Source organism: Aeromonas sp. 604176, from assembly GCF_049170755.1.
GTDB classification, from domain to species: domain Bacteria; phylum Pseudomonadota; class Gammaproteobacteria; order Enterobacterales; family Aeromonadaceae; genus Aeromonas; species Aeromonas veronii_A.
Window position 1 is genome coordinate 1 of record NZ_JAAKNE010000003.1, and the last position, 15,863, is coordinate 15,863.

Consider the following 15,863-nt stretch of genomic DNA (forward strand, 5'->3'; position numbering starts at 1 on the left):
CAGGTCGGGCCCGCTTTCTTGCGCTGCACGCTGGTCACCCAGTTTTCCGGGGTGTCGGTGCCGAGCTGGCCGATGCCGATGGGCAGCACTTCCACCACTTTTTTACCCTTGGGGTAGTAGTAGAGGCGCATCTCGGCCACGTTTAGCACGATCCCTTCACGGGGTGCATCCGGCAGGATCAGTTGCTGGGGGATCACCAGCTTCTCGCCGGTCTGTACCAGCAGGGGATCCGCATCCGGGTTGGCTTCGGTCATGTTGGTGAGCCCCAGCTGGAATTTGGCCGCAATGGCCTCCAGCGGCTGGCCGTTCTCTTCGGCCGGAACCACATATTCCAGATTTTCCCCTACCAGACGGCTGTTGGCCGCAGGCAGAGCATATTCAACAGCGAAAACCGGCGCAGCGGTCAGCAGCAGGCTGTAGCAGAGTGTTGCCACACTATTGCGAAGGAGCTTCATAACTTTCCCATGATGATGACTTGAAGTGACGTCTCTGGGCTGGCAGCTGATCAAGAGGGGATCAGGGGCGCGAAGAGAAGGCCGCCATTTTTCTCCTCTGCACGGCAAATTTCAACTGACAAGTGGCGACGGGTCGATGATTAATATGCGGTTTTTTCCGCGTCCTCGACCCGCCCCATTTCCCTGTTTATCCCCGTTGCCAGGCACGCATATCGTAACCTGTGGGAGATTGATGCAACCGCAGATGAAATTGCTCAATGATGGCGAATATATGGTCGAAAATATCGGCCTGGATCCCTTCGTAATCGGCCCATGCGGTAGTCGCGGTAAAACAGTAAATTTCCAGCGGCAGACCGTCTGACGTGGGTGCCAGCTGGCGCACCATCAGGGTCATGTCCTTGCGAATGCCGGGATGGGCGCGCAGGTAGGCATCCAGATAGGCGCGCAGGGTGCCGAGGTTGGTGAGGTGACGACCGTTGATGGGGCAGCTCAGGGCATCGCTCAGCTGCTGATTGTAGGCACTCAGCTCCTGCTCCTTGCGGCTGAGATAGGGAGCCAGCAGTTGCGCCTGCTTGAGCTGCAACTGCTCCTCGGCCGTCAGAAAACGCACGCTGGTCATGTCGATATTGACGCTGCGCTTGATGCGGCGGCCGCCCGACTCGGTCATCCCCTGCCAGTTCTTGAAAGAGTCGGAGATCAAGGCATAGGTAGGAATGGTGGTAATGGTCTTGTCCCAGTTCGACACCTTGACCGTGGTGAGGCCGATGTCGGTCACCTCGCCATCGGCGCCGTACTTGTCCATCTGCAGCCAGTCACCGACGCTCAGCATCCGGTTGGCGGAGAGCTGGATCCCCGCCACCAGCCCGAGGATAGGGTCCTTGAACACCAGCATCAGCACTGCGGTCATGGCGCCCAGACCGCTGAACAGGAACAGCGGCGACTTGCCGAGCAGCAGGGCGATCATCAGGATGCCCACCAGAATGCTGCCTACCAGCTTGGCCCCCTGGAAGATGCCGCGCAGGGGCAAATCCCGACCAAGGCGGGTATAGCGGCTCACCGACAACAGGCAGTCGAGCAGGGCGAAGAAGGCCAGCAGCAGGAACAGCAAGATCCAGAGCTGGGCCACCATCTCGATAAGTTTGAGGCTATCCGATTGACGGGGCAGCCAGATCTCCGCCTGACCAAGCAGCACGGCCCCTTGCAGCACGAAGGCGAGCCGGTTGAAGAGGCGCTGTTGCAGCTGGGGCGGCAGCCACACCTGCTTGGCCTTGCCGAGGATCCCCACCAGCCGGACCAGCAGCACCCGGTGCAGCGCCATGTGCAGCAGCAACGAGGTGATGACGATAAAGCCCAGCGCGATCACCAGCGCCATCATGCTGGTCACTTCCACCCCAAGGCCCGACAACCAGTTAAAAAACGCCTCTTTCATTGCTCTCTCCCGAACCTGGCAGCCCGCTGGCTGCAAAAACAGTGGTGGTCAGGGTACCGCTCCCCTCCCCCATGTCAAATCGGCGTACGCCAGAAATGACAACGCCCGGCACAGGCCGGGCGTTGTTTCAAAGCGAGGCTGACTTAGCAGACCAGGCTCAGGGCATCGCGGGCGATGACCAGCTCTTCGTTGGTCGGGATCACCATAGCGCAACGGCTGTCGGCGGTGGTGATGCGACCTTCGCCACCCAGTACCGCGGCGTTGTTGGCCTCTTTGTCCACCTTGAAGCCGAACAGGGCCAGACGCGCCAGCACCATCTCGCGCACCATGGCGGCGTTCTCACCGATACCGCCGGTGAAGACCACGGCGTCCAGACGACCGTCCATCGCAGCGGCATAGGCGCCGACATACTTGGCCACACGGTAGGTGAAGACATCCAGCGCGCGCTTGGCACCGGCGTCAGTAGCGTAGTTGGTGGTGACGTAGCGGCAATCGCTGCTCGCTTCGGTCATCCCCAGCAGACCGGACTCACGGGTCAGGGTGTGGTTGATCTGCTCCACGCTGTAACCGAGCTGGTCGTGCATGAAGAAGACCACGGCCGGATCGATATCACCGGAGCGGGTACCCATCGCCAGACCTTCCAGCGGAGTCAGACCCATGGAGGTGTCTACGGATTCGCCGTTCTTGATGGCGCAGACAGAGGCACCGTTACCCAGATGGCAGTTGATGATGTTCAGTTCATTCAACGGCTTGCCCAGCTCTTTCGCGGCTTCTTCCGCGATGTAGCGGTGAGAAGTACCGTGGGCACCGTAACGACGGATACCGTGTTCGCGGTAGAGCTTGTGCGGCAGCGCATAGAGGTAGGCCTCTTGCGGCAGGGTCTGGTGGAAAGCGGTGTCGAAGACGGCCACGTTCTTCTCGGACAGCTGCGGGAACACTTTCAGCGCGGCGCGAATACCGATGAGGTGGGCCGGGTTGTGCAGCGGGGCGAACGGAATGGCGGCTTCGATACCGGCGATCACGCCGTCATCGATACGCACGGAGCGGGAGAACTGCTCGCCACCGTGTACGATTCGGTGACCGATGGCCACCAGTTGCTCGGCAAGAGTCGGATCCTGCGGCAGGATGTGACCCACGATATGGTCGAGGGCCTCCTGGTGAGCGGCACCCGCTCCCAGCATGGCTTCGCCCTTGACCCCGTGGAGTTTCCATTTGATACGTGCATCATCCAGATTGAAGCATTCGGCCAGGCCGGACAGCATGTCCTCACCTGTTTCGGCGTCCATTACGGCAAATTTCAGGGAAGAGCTACCGCAGTTAAGGATCAATACCAACTTGCTCATTTTCTACATCTTCCTGTGCTTCGGCTTTATGCCGACAGTGTCGTGTCATCCAAAAGAGGATGGGATTCCCCTGCCGGGGGCTTATGGTCGCAGGAGGGTGCGTCCAATTTTTCAATTCTTGCTCTTGAAAGAGTCATCGCAACCTGTGGTGCGTATCACTGGTTTCAATTCTTGCTCTTGAAAGAGTCATCGCAACTTGTGGTGCGTATCACTGGTTTCAATGCTTGCGAGTCTCAACGCATCAGCTGCGCAGGGCTCGCCTCAATGGGAGTGCTCAGGCGATAGCCAGCAGATCCTTGTGTACCTTGACCACCAGCTTCTTCACCTTGGCGGGCTGATTGAAGGTACAGAGCGGGCGGTGCAGCTCGCCCGGCCAGAAGATGGCGAAATCGCCCGGTTGCAGCGCCAGGTAGCTGGTCTGCTCGTCATCGACAAACCAGAGGTCGGGATGGGGATGGTCGGCGCCGTCGCTCACATAGTCGTGGGGGCCCACACCAATCCACTCTTCACCGCGCAGCAGCAACTGGATATCGAGATACTGCTGATGGAATTCGCCACGGCGATCCGCGGCTGGCTCGGTCAGATCTTCGCGCACCAGACAGAACAGGTTGAGACCATCGATCTCGGTCTTGCCGAGCGGAGCGTCACCCCAGTGAGCCACGCTCTTCACCACCTCGGCCATGATATGGGCCAGCGGGGCGGGCAGCGGCGTCCGCTGCAGGGTGTTCAGGCTACCGGTGATCATGGCGTCTGTTTCCTGTTAGGTATATCTGAGCGGCATCTTTGCCAGCCAATGAAAAAGGACCTGTGACAGGTCCTTCAATAATGCCGTCTGCAATCCGTGCAAACCGGTTTAGAGCTTTTGCTCATGTTCAGCTATATGGGCACTGTTACACACTCGTCAGCACCTTGCCAAGAGACATAATCCCATTTTCATAGTGATCGTACCAGCTGAAACCATATTATTCACCACCCTTTCCCCCTCGACTTTGACCAGACGCAAAAACGGGCGCATCAGCGCCCGTTTTTTTCGCAAAACCGTTTAACAACCGGTTTCATTCAAGCCTTTTTGGCGTTTTCCACCGGTTTGGCGTACATGGCCCGCCAGATCGCCTTGTGCTCTTCCGGCACCTCTGACTGACGGGTCAGGAAGGCCGCCTGTTCGATGGTATTGGCCTTGCCGGAAACATCGGCCGCCAGATAGTTGCTGGGGAATAGGTGGTAACTGCTCCAGATCGCCTTGTCGATCAGCGCGGCCAGTTCGTCCGGATCGCTGAAGCCCTCGGTGATCGGCGCGCCGAAGGAGACGTGTACCCGCCCCTTCATGCCGACGATACCGGCGACGATACTCTCGATATCCTCGAACTCGCCCTTCTCATAGCTACCGTTGACCGACTTCTCGTAGAGCTCGCGCGCCTTCGCCTTGTCGGTCGGATCCAGCTCGTAGCTGATGCTGACCGGCACGATATTGAGGCTGCGCATGTAGTCGACGAAGTCGATCTTCTGCTTCTTGCCGTCGACGTAGAACATCTTGAGGATGGCCGGATCTGTCTTGTCATCGCCATTCTTGGCGCGCCCTTCCTTCTGGGCAATCCAGATGGAGTGACCTTCGTGAACCGAGTTGCCAATATAGGCAGACAGCTCGCCGAGCGCCTTCATCATCTCCCGCGGCCCCTTGGCGGAGCGTTTGACGATAAAGCTCTTGTTGAGCTTCATCAGCTCGGTAGCGCAGGGTTTGCGCAGCAGGTTGTCACCGATGGCGATGCGCACGGTATCGAAACCGTGGGTGTGTAGCCCCCAGTTGACGAACGCCGGGTCCATGGCGATGTCTCTGTGGTTGGAGACAAACAGATAGCCCTGCTCTTTCTTAAGATGCTCGATCCCGGAGAAGGTCACCCCCTTGGTGGAGGTGGCGATCATCCGGGTCATATAGTTGGTGACGCCCATCTGTACCTGATGCACAGTGGTCACCTTGGCCCACTTGTAGCGCAGTACCTGACGGATCAGCGGGCGGATGGCCCAACCCAGCCAGCTCATCAGGGAACCGAAACGGTATTTGGCGATGGCGCCGATAAATTCATCATCCTGGATCAGCCGTTCGATGGCTGCCGGCACTTCTTCATCGCGGTAGGGGCGAATATCCGCGAATCTATCTACTTCAGTCACAATGTCAGCCTTGCATGCTAGGAAACCGCAGCCAACCCGCGTTGGCCGGGGAAAATTCAGGGCGCAATTTTACACGCTTTTATGGCAAGGGGTATGAGACAAGCATGAATAGTGAGATCTGACCAGTTTATTAATCGGATGCCAGTGCCAGCGCGACCGCCGCCTCGGCATGGATGGCAGTGGTGTCGTAGAGCGGCACCGCAGCCTGGGCATCCCCCACCAGCAGGGCAATCTCGGTACAGCCGAGGATCACCGCCTCGGCGCCAGCGGCCGCCAGCCCCGCGATAATGGCCAGATACTCGGCCCGCGACGATGCACGGATCTCCCCCAGACAGAGCTCGTCATAAATGATCCTGTGTACCCGCTCCCGCCCGGCCTCATCGGGTACCAGCACCGCCAACCCGAAGCGCTCCTGCAAGCGCCCTTTGTAAAAATCCTGCTCCATGGTGAAGCGGGTGCCGAGCAGGCCAACCCGGGTTATCCCGTCCGCCTGCAATTTGGCCGCGGTGGCATCGGCGATATGGAGCAGCGGAATATCGATGGCCGCCTCAATCTCGGGCGCCACCTTGTGCATGGTGTTGGTGCCGATCAGCAAGAAATCGGCGCCGCCATCCTGCAACTTGCGCGCTTCCGCAGCCAGCAGGCGGGCGGTAGCGGGCCAGTCACCGGCATGCTGCAACCGCTCGATACCGGCAAAGTCGACGCTATTGAGCAGCACCCGCGCCGAGTGCAAGCCACCGAGCTGTGCCCGCACCCTGCGGTTGAGCGCCTGATAATAACTGACGGTGGACTCCCAGCTCATGCCACCCAGCAGACCGATACATTTCATAGGAACTCCTTTTATCCCAAGGGAGGGCAGAACCACGCCACCTTGCAGGCAAGGTCACGGGATCGAGATAAAAAAGGCCCCGCAGGGCCAACAAGACAGCCGGTAAAGGCCCGGGTCAACCCCGGGCTAAATCCAGATCATCGCGACACAGGCGGCCGTCGCCAGCCCCATGCCGAGATTGAAACGCCGCCAACCCCGGGCGGTGCGAATGATTTGTCGCACCTGGGCACCAAAAAGCACCCAGAACGCCCCGGTGTAGAGGCCGGTAATAAAGAAGATCACCAACACCCAGAGCGCGGAGGGCCAGTAAGCCTCCCCCGCCAGAGTGAAACCGCTGATGGCGGAGAGCGCCATCATCCATGCCTTGGGATTGAGCAGTTGCAGCATGGCCCCCTGATGAGCGGGAATGAGCGGCCGGTTCCCCTCGGCCGGGCCGCTGGCGGTCGCCACCTTCCACGCCAGCCAGAGCAGATAGGCCGAGCCAATAATCTTGAGGCCGTCGTGCAGCAGCGGCACCTTCTCGAACACCACGCCAAGCCCCAGCGCGGTGGCGAGGATCATCAGATTGATCCCCCCGACCACCCCAACCAGCAGGGGAATCGTGCGGCGAAACCCCTGCGCTGCGCCGGCGCTGGTGAGCAACATATTGTTGGGCCCCGGCGTGCCGCAGGTAACCAGAGCAAACCCAGCCAGGGGCAGTAACCAGTTCAGATCCATCTCAACCTCTTGTCGATGCAACGCCCCCGTTATGGGGAAAGCCTTCTAATATGCAGAGCCAACCCCGTGGCGACAAGCCAGAAATGCCTCTTTCTCGGCCACCTCCCCCATCAGCGCAGCACGGCTCAATACCAGAGCATGACTACGCAGAGCGCCGTCAGCAGGCCGAGGGAACCGTTGAGTCGCCGCCAGCCCCGATCCGAGCTTATCCAGTTACTCAGCTGATGGCCGAACAGTACCCAGACAAAGCAGACCGGCAGGGCCACCAACACAAACATGACCATCACCGCCCGCTGACTCGACCAGTAACTGGAGCCGGGCAGGCTGAACAGACTGATGGCGGAGATCCCCATCATCCACGCCTTGGGATTGAGGAACTGAAAGCCCAGCCCCTCCAGCATGGTTAGCGGACGGGCCCTCCGGGCCGGATCCCCCGGCGCACCAGCCACCGCGATACGCCACGCCAGCCACAGCAGATAGAGGCTGCCGAAGATCTGCAAACCGAGGCGTAATAAAGGCCAGCGCTCGAACAGCGGATAGAGCCCCAGCGCCAGCACCAGTTGCAACACCGGCTGCCCCAGCCCCACCCCAAGCAGATGTGGCAGGGTGCGACGCACCCCGAAGTTGGCACCGGAGGCCGTCAACATCAGGTTGTTGGGCCCCGGCGTACCGCAGGTGAGTACGGCAAAACCGAACAGGGTGACATACCACTCCATCGTCATATTGTGACTCCTTGCTTGCCACATTGTATCGATACAATGTGTGCTATTTGGTTGTTATCAGGTTGAAATTCACGCTATATTGACAACAAATTTTGATCAATGGATTTATTGTCACCATGACAATCTGGACGCCCGACCTTGCGGCCTTCGATGGCCCCCTCTACCTCAAGCTGGTCAAAGCGATCGAACAGGGGATCGTGAATGGCGAGCTGCCACCGCAGACCCGATTGCCAACCCACCGATCCCTGGCGGATCGTCTGGGTGTCACCGTCGGCACCGTCACCCGCGCCTACAGCGAGGCGGAGCGGCGTGGCCTGCTGGCCGCCCGGGTGGGACACGGCACTTGGGTCAAGGGAGCGAACACGGATCCCGCCAATGAGTGGGTGATCCGCCAGGAGGAGGGGCACCGCATCGAGCTGTGGCAGAACCTGCCGGTGCAGCTGGATCGGGCGGCCATCATTCGCCCCATGTTGGGGGAAGTGGCGGACGGGGATCTCAACGCCCTGCTCGGCTACGACAAGGAGGCGGGACGACCGGATCAGCGCCAGCAGTTTGTCGACTGGCTGGCGGAGCAAGGGGTGGCCTGCAGTGAGGATCGCCTGCTGTTCAGCCACGGCGCCCAGCACGGCATCATGCTGGCGCTGCTGGCGACCGGCTGCGTGGGGGAGACCATCCTGTGCGAGGGGCTGAGCTACCCCGGCATGCTGGGCAACGCTCGCCAACTGAAGAATCAGGTGGTGGGGCTGGCGATGGACGAGGAGGGACTGCAGCCCGAGGCGCTAGACGCCGCCTGCCGTACCCGCCGGGCCAAGCTGCTCTACCTCACCCCGACCCTGCAAAACCCCACCACCGCCATCATGAGTCTGGCGCGGCGGGAGGCCATCGTCGCCATCGCCCGTCGCCACGATCTGCTGATCATCGAGGATGACGTCAACGGCCTGCTGCCCCAGCAACCTGTGATCCCTCTGGTCAATCTGGCGCCGGAGCGGGTCATCTATCTGGGCAGTCTGGCCAAGATCGCCTGCGGCGGCCTGCGGGTGGGCTTCGTGCTGACGCCCCCGGCCCTGCGCAGCGCCTTCGCCCAGACCATGCGGCTGTCGAGCTGGATGGTGAGCCCGCTGCTGATCGAGCTCGCCTGCAAAATGGTCAGTCAGCGCCAGATCATGCCGCTGGTCGAGCAGCAGCGGGAGATCCTCAAACGCCGTGGCGAACTGCTGCGCCACCTGCTGCCCGCCGCCCGCTGGCAGCCGGGCAGCATGCACGCCTGGCTGCCACTGCCTGAGCCCTGGCGCAGCCAGCAGTTTGCTGCCGCCGCCGATGCCCTTGACGTTGGCGTGGCGAGCGGGGAACACTTCGCCGCCGGTCAGTTTGCCGCTCCGCAGGGGGTGCGCCTGAGCCTGAGCCAACCCGCCACCGACGCCCGGGTCGGCGAGGGGCTGGCCCGTCTGGCCCAACTGCTGCAGGGGACGCCCCCGAGCAATCCCCTGCTATAGTCAGGCCAGCCGACCTGACCTTCACGCTTCATCGTCATTGCCAAGGAGATGCCGTGCCCCCCATCAGAGCCGCCCTGCTGCTTGCCACCCTGTTGCTGGGTGGCTGCGCCTCATCAACGACCCACCAGCAGCTGGGGGCCGCGCTCAATGGACTGGAAGGGGAGTTGCAACGGCTGGAAGAGGAGCTGGCGGCGATGAACGGCCTGCACTATCAAAAGGCGATCGATGCGCCGCTCAGTTTGCGCCGCGCACTCGGGGCGCCGCAGCCCACCCCAGAGGGGCTGGTGCCGGTGGCCAGCACGCTGGAGGATGGGCCACTCCTGCGCTATCAATACCGACTGCCTGCAGGGATGGCGAGCCTGCCCCAGGACAACCTCTGCCAGCGCTACGAGTTCGAGCTGCGCCATCTGGGCCGCCTCGGCAAGCTCGAAGTCAGCTGGCAAGGGAAACTAGGGAGTGGTTCACACCTGATCCGTCAAACAGAGTGTGTCTTTCTCACCGGGGTACATGGCTCCCGGTAACCACCTATAGTGCCCTCTCCCTTCCCGCGCTGACTACTGTCACTTTTCCTCCCTCCGCAGAGTTGTCGCTATGTTCCTCTTGGGTCTACTCTGATCTACTCGTGGAGTATTGAAAGGACGCGTGCATGACGATACTGCTGCTCGAAGAGGATCCCCTGCTCCGTAGCGCCATCACCAGAGAACTGACCGAACAGGGTATTCCTGCTGAACGGATCCACCACCACAGCCATCCGGGTCAGGAACGCAGCGGTCTGCTCACCCTGCTGCAACAACAGCCATTCGATGCCATTGTCTGCCAGCAAAATAGAAAACTGGGCCATGACGGCGCCCGCCTGCTGCATGAGGCACACTACCTCGGCCTGCTGCAACCCGCCTGCGTCCTGTTGTTGCTGGATGCGGACCAGAACGAGCAGGATTTTCTCCCCTCGGACCTCTACTTCTCCCTCCATCTGCCACTCCCCTTCATGGCAGGAGAGCTCACGACTGTGCTCAAGCAGTTGGCACAACTGAGCAAAATGACCCACACCCTCGCCCCTCCGGCCCTGCTGCGGGAGTGGAAACTGGCGACCGCACTCTGTGAAGACCTGCTCTATCAACGGGACAACCGCCCCCTTGCCCCCTGGCTGGATCGGTTCAAGGGCTACCTGCTGCTGCAATCCAGCGAACAGCTCACTGCCGCTCAGCATTATGCCCTGTGTGCCAACGAGTATCGGGCAAGCTGGCCAAGGGTCGGACTGTTTTACGCCATGTTGGGATTGGGCAAACTGCAGAGTGCCGAAACTGACTTGCAGCGTCATCAGGCCATATTGCCGACCGCCACCCGACTGGAGCTGCAACTCGCCAGCCAGCTGCACCAACATCAGTGGCAGGCAGCCTGGGAGACCATGGTGCAGCTGCAGCAAGTCCGCCCTCATCAACCACGCTGGCATCAGCTGGCCATGATTCTGGGACTGTTACAGCAAGACGAGAGGAAGGTACTGGAACAAGCCAGCACCCTGAATCTTCACTATTTCAGTGAGCTGCGCGTCCGGTTGGCCATCGACCACTTCATGATCAATGCCATGCTGGCGGTACTGTGGCATGCACCGTCCAGCAACCGGATCCGCTCCCTGAAACAGGAGTGGACCCACCTGCAGCGAACAGTGAACCTGCCTCCCCAGGAGTACGAGCTGCTGCAAGCACTGATGCAGGGACTGGATTACTGCTTCGACGAGGCGTTGATCCTGATCGCCCACCATCAACCCAACCAGGCGAGCGAGAACCATCTCACCCTGTTGTTGGGCTTTGCCGTCTGTCAGTTTTGTGGCCTGCCCCATCATGCCCAGCGTTATCTCGCCCAACTGGCACACTACCGTGACCGTGTCGCGCCCCACCCACTGACCCGTAAACTGTTTCACCATCTGCTAACGGAACTGGGCCAACGGTTGACGACGCGGGAGCAGCGCCTGACCAGCTTGCGCCAGACCCGCCATCAGGGGATACAAAAAGGTGATTATCAACTGGCTCTGCAGGCCGGCTTGCAGTTGCTGGAGGAGTTCCCTGCCCTGCCCGGCGATGCCTGGCAATTGCTGGAACTGCTGCAACACAGCTGGCCGACGGGCATGGCTGCCCCTAAGGTAGCGCTGCTGGTCGATACCCTGGAGCGGCGCCTCAAGCACAGCCCTGCGTTTCTGGATCAACATGCCCAGCAGTACCAGCGTACTCTGCAGGAGATCCGCACCCACTTGCAGCCGCACCTCTCCGGCAGTGGCCCATCCAGCCTGGCCAAGGGGCCCCCGGAGTCATGATGAAGCAGCAGGGGGTGCACTTACCTGCGCCACCAGCCACCACATAGAGAGAGGGGAGCCTTGGCTCCCCTCTATTCATTTCGTGTACCCTTATGGCCCTCAAGGACGGGCACAAGCAGCTACGGTGACAGATGACTGTTATGTACCCGGGCTCAGCCCAGCGCATCACTCTCCAGCGCCGCCTTGAGAAAATCCTTCCAGCTGATGATGCCGACCAGGGCGCCATTCTCCAGCACCGGCAGGCAGGATACCCCCTTCTCCAGCATCAGCTTGACGCCGTCGCGCACGGTGAGATGGGGAGCGATGGTGACGAGCTGACGACTCATGATCTGGTGGGCCCGCTTGTTGAGGGTTTCGGTATCGCGGCTCATCTCAGCTTCGGAGTCGAGATAGGGGCTGATGGCGCGGAACAGATCCCGATCCGAGATGACCCCTACCAGCTCCTCCTCTTCCAGCACCAGCAGATGGCGAAAGTGTGCCTGCTCGAAGATATCCCTGATGACTCGGAGTCGATCATCCATTGAAACGGTGGCGACCCGGGTCGTCATAATATCCCTGATATGCATGCTAACCTCCCGTAACCAAACTGGTTTCTCTGTTATGGCATGTTTTTGCAGCGCCAGCCAGTGGCCAGCCCTTCGCTACAGTGCAAATCAGCGTCATTTCACGTAAGATCCGCGCCAGTTTTTCTCCTCCATTTTGAGCAAGCAGATCCCACCCATGATAGTTGCCAGTCAAATCGAACTGATCCGCGGCGGCCGCAAGCTGCTGGACAACGCCTCCGCCACCATTCACCCCGGCCACAAAGTGGGTCTGGTGGGCAAAAACGGCTGTGGCAAGTCCACCTTTTTTGCACTGGTACGGGGCGAGCTGGCCATCGACAGCGGCACCTTCAGCCTGCCCGCTGGCTGGCAGATTGCAGGCGTCGCGCAGGAGACCCCGGCGCTCGACTGCTCCGCGCTCGAGTATGTGATCGACGGCGACAAGGAGTTCCGCTCGCTGGAAGCTCAGCTGGTGCAGGCCGAGCAGGATGACAATGGTCTGCTGGTGGCCGAGCTGCACGGCCGCCTCGATACCATCGGCGCCTACAGCATTCGCGCCCGCGCCGCCGAACTGCTGCACGGCCTCGGTTTCAGCGACGAGCAGCTGAGCTCGCCGGTGCGCAGTTTCTCCGGTGGCTGGCGCATGCGCCTCAACCTCGCTCAGGCGCTGCTCTGCCGCTCCGATCTGCTGCTGCTGGATGAACCGACCAACCACCTGGATCTCGATGCGGTGATCTGGCTGGAGAAGTGGCTCAAGGGCTATCAGGGCACGCTGGTGCTGATCTCTCACGACCGCGATTTCCTCGACTCGGTCATCAGCCGCATCATCCATATCGAGAACGGCAAACTCAACGAATACACCGGCGGCTACTCCGATTTCGAACTGCAGCGCGCCGAACATCTGGCCCAGCAGCAGTCGATGTACGAGAAGCAGCAGCGGGAAATGTCCCACATGCAGGCGTATGTGGACCGCTTCCGCTACAAGGCCTCCAAGGCCCGTCAGGCCCAGAGCCGCCTGAAAGCGATGGAGCGGATGGAGAAGATCCTGCCCGCCCACGCCGACTCCGAGTTCAGCTTCGAGTTTCGCGAGCCCTCGGCCCTGCCGACCCCGCTCATCGCCATGGAGAACCTCTCTGCCGGTTACGGTGACAAGGTGATCCTCGAGAAGATCAAACTCAATCTGGTACCCGGTTCCCGTATCGGTCTGCTCGGTCGCAACGGCGCCGGTAAATCTACCTTTATCAAGATGCTGGCGGGCTCCAACCCGCCGCTCTCCGGCAAGCTGGAAGTGAGCGCCGGGGTGAGCATCGGTTACTTTGCCCAGCATCAGCTGGAGACCCTGCGTCTGGACGACACCCCGCTCGATCATCTGGTGCGCCTCGCGCCGGACAAGACCGAGCAGGAGCTGCGCAACTATCTGGGCAGCTTTGGCTTCCACGGTGACAAGGCGCTCGACAAGGTGGCCCCCTTCTCCGGCGGCGAAAAGGCGCGGCTGGTGCTGGCGCTGATCACCTGGCAAAAGCCGAACCTCTTGCTGCTCGATGAACCGACCAACCACCTGGATCTGGAGATGCGCCACGCCCTGACCATGGCGCTGCAAGGCTTCGAAGGGGCCATGGTAGTGGTATCACACGATCGCCACCTGCTGCGTACCACCACCGACGACTTCTATCTGGTGCACGGTGGTCGGGTCGAGCCGTTCGACGGCGATCTCGACGACTACCACAAGTGGCTCGGCGAGCAGGAGAAAGAGGCCAACTCCAAACCGGCCGATGGCCCCGTCTCTGCCAATTCGGCGGTGGCGCGCAAGGATCAGAAGCGGCGCGAGGCGGAGTTCCGCCAGCAAACCCGTCCACTGCGCCAGAAGCTCGAAAAGCTCGAAGCGAGCATGGAGAAGCTGCAGGGCAAGCTTGGCGACATCGAGAGCCAACTGGCCGACCCCGCCATCTACGAAGAGAGCGCTAAAACCAAGCTCTCCGAACTGCTCAAATCCCAGGGCCCCCTCAAGGAGCAGCTGGAAGAGGTGGAGCTGGAGTGGATGAGCCTCTCCGAAGAGCTGGAAACCATGGAGCAAGCCTTCTTTGCGTGACGAACAGCTGATGGCCAGCGAGCGGGTCGCGGTCCACGAATTGCCGACGCCGATCGGCTTCTGGCACTGGAGCGGCAAGGTCTATGGTGAGCGCAGCCAGGATTGGCTCACCGTGCAGGAGCAGGGGGGCAACGTCAATCTCGCGCTGCTGCTGCACCGGCTCGATCAGCTCGGCATCGTGGTCGATCTCACCGACCTGCAACCGGCGTTGGTGCAGACCGAGGCGGTGCTGACCCCGTGGCGCGCCCTGCGCCAGAGCGCCAAGGCGCGGCTCGACGAGCAGCAGTATCAGTCGATGCTGGCCCACGAACTGGAGCTGGAGCGGCTGCAACAGGGCGTCCTGTTGCAGACCCTGCGCAGCCTCTCCCTGTTTCGCGGCAACAGCCGCAATTTGTTGAACTATCTATCGTTACTGGGTGCCCAGCAGGGCCCCCTCAGAGATCTAATATGCTGAGCTATCGCCACGCCTTTCACGCCGGCAACCATGCCGACGTGCTGAAACACGCCGTTCAGGCCCTGATCATCGAGTCCCTCAAGAAGAAGGAGAAACCCTTCATCGTGCTGGACACCCATGCCGGTGGCGGTCTCTACGACCTGCGCGGCGACTGGTCCCAGAAGAAGGCCGAGTATGCCGATGGCATCGGCCGCCTGTGGGACGAGCGGGCCCAATGGTCTGCCATGGCCCCCTATCTCGGCATCATCGAAGAGATGAACAGCGATGGCGAGCTGCACTACTACCCCGGCTCGCCGGAGCTCTCCCGTCGCCTCACCCGCGAGCACGACAAGCTGGCGCTGATGGAGCTGCACAACAACGAGGTCGAAGATCTGCGCGCCAACATGGGCTATGACCCCCGCGTCGCCGTGCACCACCGTGACGGCTTCGAGGGGCTGATCGCCCTGCTGCCGCCGACCCCGCGCCGCGGGCTGGTGCTGATCGACCCGCCCTATGAGCTCAAGGAAGATTACTTCGCCGTGGTCGACACCCTGAAAAAGGCGCAGAAACGCTGGGCCACCGGCATCTACGCCCTCTGGTATCCGATCCTCGGGCAGGAGGCGGACAAATCCCGCGACATGCTGCGAGCCATCAAGCGGGAGAACTTCGGCAACGTGCTGGTGGCCGAGCTGGAAGTGGCCGGTCAGACTGCCGACTGGGGCATGAACGGCTCAGGCATGCTGATCATCAGCCCGCCCTGGATGCTGGACGAGCAGATTGAAGCCTTCTTGAAGCCCCTCTGCGCCAAGCTGGCACAGGGTGCTGGCGCCCAGTACAAGGTGGAGTGGCTCAACAAGGCCGAGGATTAATCCCCCGCCCCTACGGCGCTCACCGAGTTCAAAAGCAAAAGCCCCATCACGGGGCTTTTGCTATTGGTGCGGCCGGTGTGTGCGGCAGCCTGAGCCTGCTCCCCCTATGAGCGGACAGGCAGATCCTGTTTCAGCGCCACCAGCAACAAGGCCAGCAGGCCAAAGGGCGGAAACAGACAGAGCAGGGAGCAGATAAGGGTGACCAGCGCCGGATGCTCGCTCTTGCGGCGCGCCAGTCGCCAGGCGATGAGGCCGACGATGACCATCAGCAACGCAATGAACTGGCCAAGCAGGGTGGCATTGATATTCATGAAAGATCCTTTTTCATGGGCAAGTGTGAAGAACCTGTACTTTATCGCCTTGGCTGCGATTGGCAACCGCTGAACCACACCGGCCACTCGCCCGTTGATAGGTTCTCTCTATTCTGGCAATAGATGAGAATAGTTTTCATTTAATCTCATTTCGGCG

The 15,863-nt window shown here is 61.0% G+C and carries 15 protein-coding genes and 1 pseudogene; 6 read left to right on the forward strand and 10 right to left on the reverse strand.

Annotation, left to right across the window (positions count from 1 at the left end):
• The 8 genes and pseudogenes from G5358_RS00775 to G5358_RS00810 form a co-directional block, all read right to left on the reverse strand.
• Positions 1–455 (reverse strand): annotated as a pseudogene (locus tag G5358_RS00775) (L,D-transpeptidase); the annotation flags it as partial.
• Between the two features lie 187 nt (positions 456–642).
• Positions 643–1,884: a mechanosensitive ion channel family protein gene (locus tag G5358_RS00780; RefSeq protein WP_101529604.1), complete on the reverse strand. Its 1,242-nt coding sequence runs from the start codon at positions 1,882–1,884 to the stop codon at positions 643–645.
• A gap of 143 nt (positions 1,885–2,027) precedes the next feature.
• A complete protein-coding gene (locus G5358_RS00785; RefSeq protein ID WP_005335525.1) occupies positions 2,028–3,227 on the reverse strand; it encodes an acetate kinase in 1,200 nt (399 codons plus the stop codon).
• 274 nt (positions 3,228–3,501) lie between these two features.
• Complete coding sequence (locus tag G5358_RS00790; RefSeq protein ID WP_421323402.1) at positions 3,502–3,972, reverse strand: YhcH/YjgK/YiaL family protein; 471 nt, start codon at positions 3,970–3,972, stop codon at positions 3,502–3,504.
• A 314-nt stretch (positions 3,973–4,286) separates the two neighbouring features.
• Entirely contained in the window at positions 4,287–5,393 is a 1,107-nt protein-coding gene (locus G5358_RS00795; protein ID WP_421259420.1) for a 1-acyl-sn-glycerol-3-phosphate acyltransferase, read from the reverse strand.
• Positions 5,394–5,523: 130 nt separating this feature from the next.
• Positions 5,524–6,222, reverse strand: a complete 699-nt coding sequence (locus G5358_RS00800) for an aspartate/glutamate racemase family protein (RefSeq protein ID WP_421323403.1) — start codon at positions 6,220–6,222, stop codon at positions 5,524–5,526.
• Between the two features lie 126 nt (positions 6,223–6,348).
• Positions 6,349–6,939, reverse strand: coding sequence for a LysE family translocator (locus tag G5358_RS00805; protein WP_075114588.1), 591 nt, complete (start codon positions 6,937–6,939; stop codon positions 6,349–6,351).
• A 125-nt stretch (positions 6,940–7,064) separates the two neighbouring features.
• Positions 7,065–7,661, reverse strand: coding sequence for a LysE family translocator (locus G5358_RS00810; protein WP_421323404.1), 597 nt, complete (start codon positions 7,659–7,661; stop codon positions 7,065–7,067).
• 116 nt (positions 7,662–7,777) lie between these two features.
• Between G5358_RS00810 and G5358_RS00815 the strand changes: the two genes are divergently transcribed.
• The 3 genes from G5358_RS00815 (at position 7,778) to G5358_RS00825 (ending at position 11,462) form a co-directional block, all read left to right on the forward strand.
• The gene (locus tag G5358_RS00815; protein ID WP_421323405.1) at positions 7,778–9,154 is read left to right on the forward strand and encodes a PLP-dependent aminotransferase family protein; all 1,377 of its coding nucleotides are present in this window, start codon (positions 7,778–7,780) and stop codon (positions 9,152–9,154) included.
• 53 nt (positions 9,155–9,207) lie between these two features.
• The gene (locus G5358_RS00820; RefSeq protein ID WP_421323406.1) at positions 9,208–9,675 is read left to right on the forward strand and encodes a hypothetical protein; all 468 of its coding nucleotides are present in this window, start codon (positions 9,208–9,210) and stop codon (positions 9,673–9,675) included.
• 125 nt (positions 9,676–9,800) lie between these two features.
• The gene (locus tag G5358_RS00825; RefSeq protein WP_216952011.1) at positions 9,801–11,462 is read left to right on the forward strand and encodes a hypothetical protein; all 1,662 of its coding nucleotides are present in this window, start codon (positions 9,801–9,803) and stop codon (positions 11,460–11,462) included.
• 152 nt (positions 11,463–11,614) lie between these two features.
• Here G5358_RS00825 and G5358_RS00830 read toward each other — a convergent pair whose 3' ends face one another.
• Positions 11,615–12,028: a CBS domain-containing protein gene (locus tag G5358_RS00830; protein WP_227341361.1), complete on the reverse strand. Its 414-nt coding sequence runs from the start codon at positions 12,026–12,028 to the stop codon at positions 11,615–11,617.
• 154 nt (positions 12,029–12,182) lie between these two features.
• On the opposite strand from G5358_RS00830, the gene G5358_RS00835 reads away from it, so the two are divergent.
• The 3 genes from G5358_RS00835 to G5358_RS00845 are packed head-to-tail and all read left to right on the forward strand — an operon-like array spanning position 12,183 to position 15,395.
• Positions 12,183–14,093, forward strand: a complete 1,911-nt coding sequence (locus tag G5358_RS00835) for an ABC transporter ATP-binding protein (RefSeq protein WP_421323407.1) — start codon at positions 12,183–12,185, stop codon at positions 14,091–14,093.
• The gene (locus G5358_RS00840) at positions 14,086–14,547 is read left to right on the forward strand and encodes a DUF2390 domain-containing protein (RefSeq protein ID WP_042052355.1); all 462 of its coding nucleotides are present in this window, start codon (positions 14,086–14,088) and stop codon (positions 14,545–14,547) included. Before G5358_RS00835 ends, G5358_RS00840 begins: the two co-directional genes overlap by 8 nt.
• Positions 14,541–15,395 (forward strand): 23S rRNA (adenine(2030)-N(6))-methyltransferase RlmJ, encoded by an 855-nt coding sequence (locus G5358_RS00845; RefSeq protein WP_421323408.1) that lies wholly within the window; start codon positions 14,541–14,543, stop codon positions 15,393–15,395. The genes G5358_RS00840 and G5358_RS00845 overlap by 7 nt, the downstream gene beginning before the upstream one ends.
• 104 nt (positions 15,396–15,499) lie before the next feature.
• On the opposite strand, the gene G5358_RS00850 is transcribed toward G5358_RS00845, so the two are convergent.
• A complete protein-coding gene (locus tag G5358_RS00850) occupies positions 15,500–15,706 on the reverse strand; it encodes a hypothetical protein (RefSeq protein ID WP_270656499.1) in 207 nt (68 codons plus the stop codon).
• Positions 15,707–15,863 lie beyond the last annotated feature (157 nt).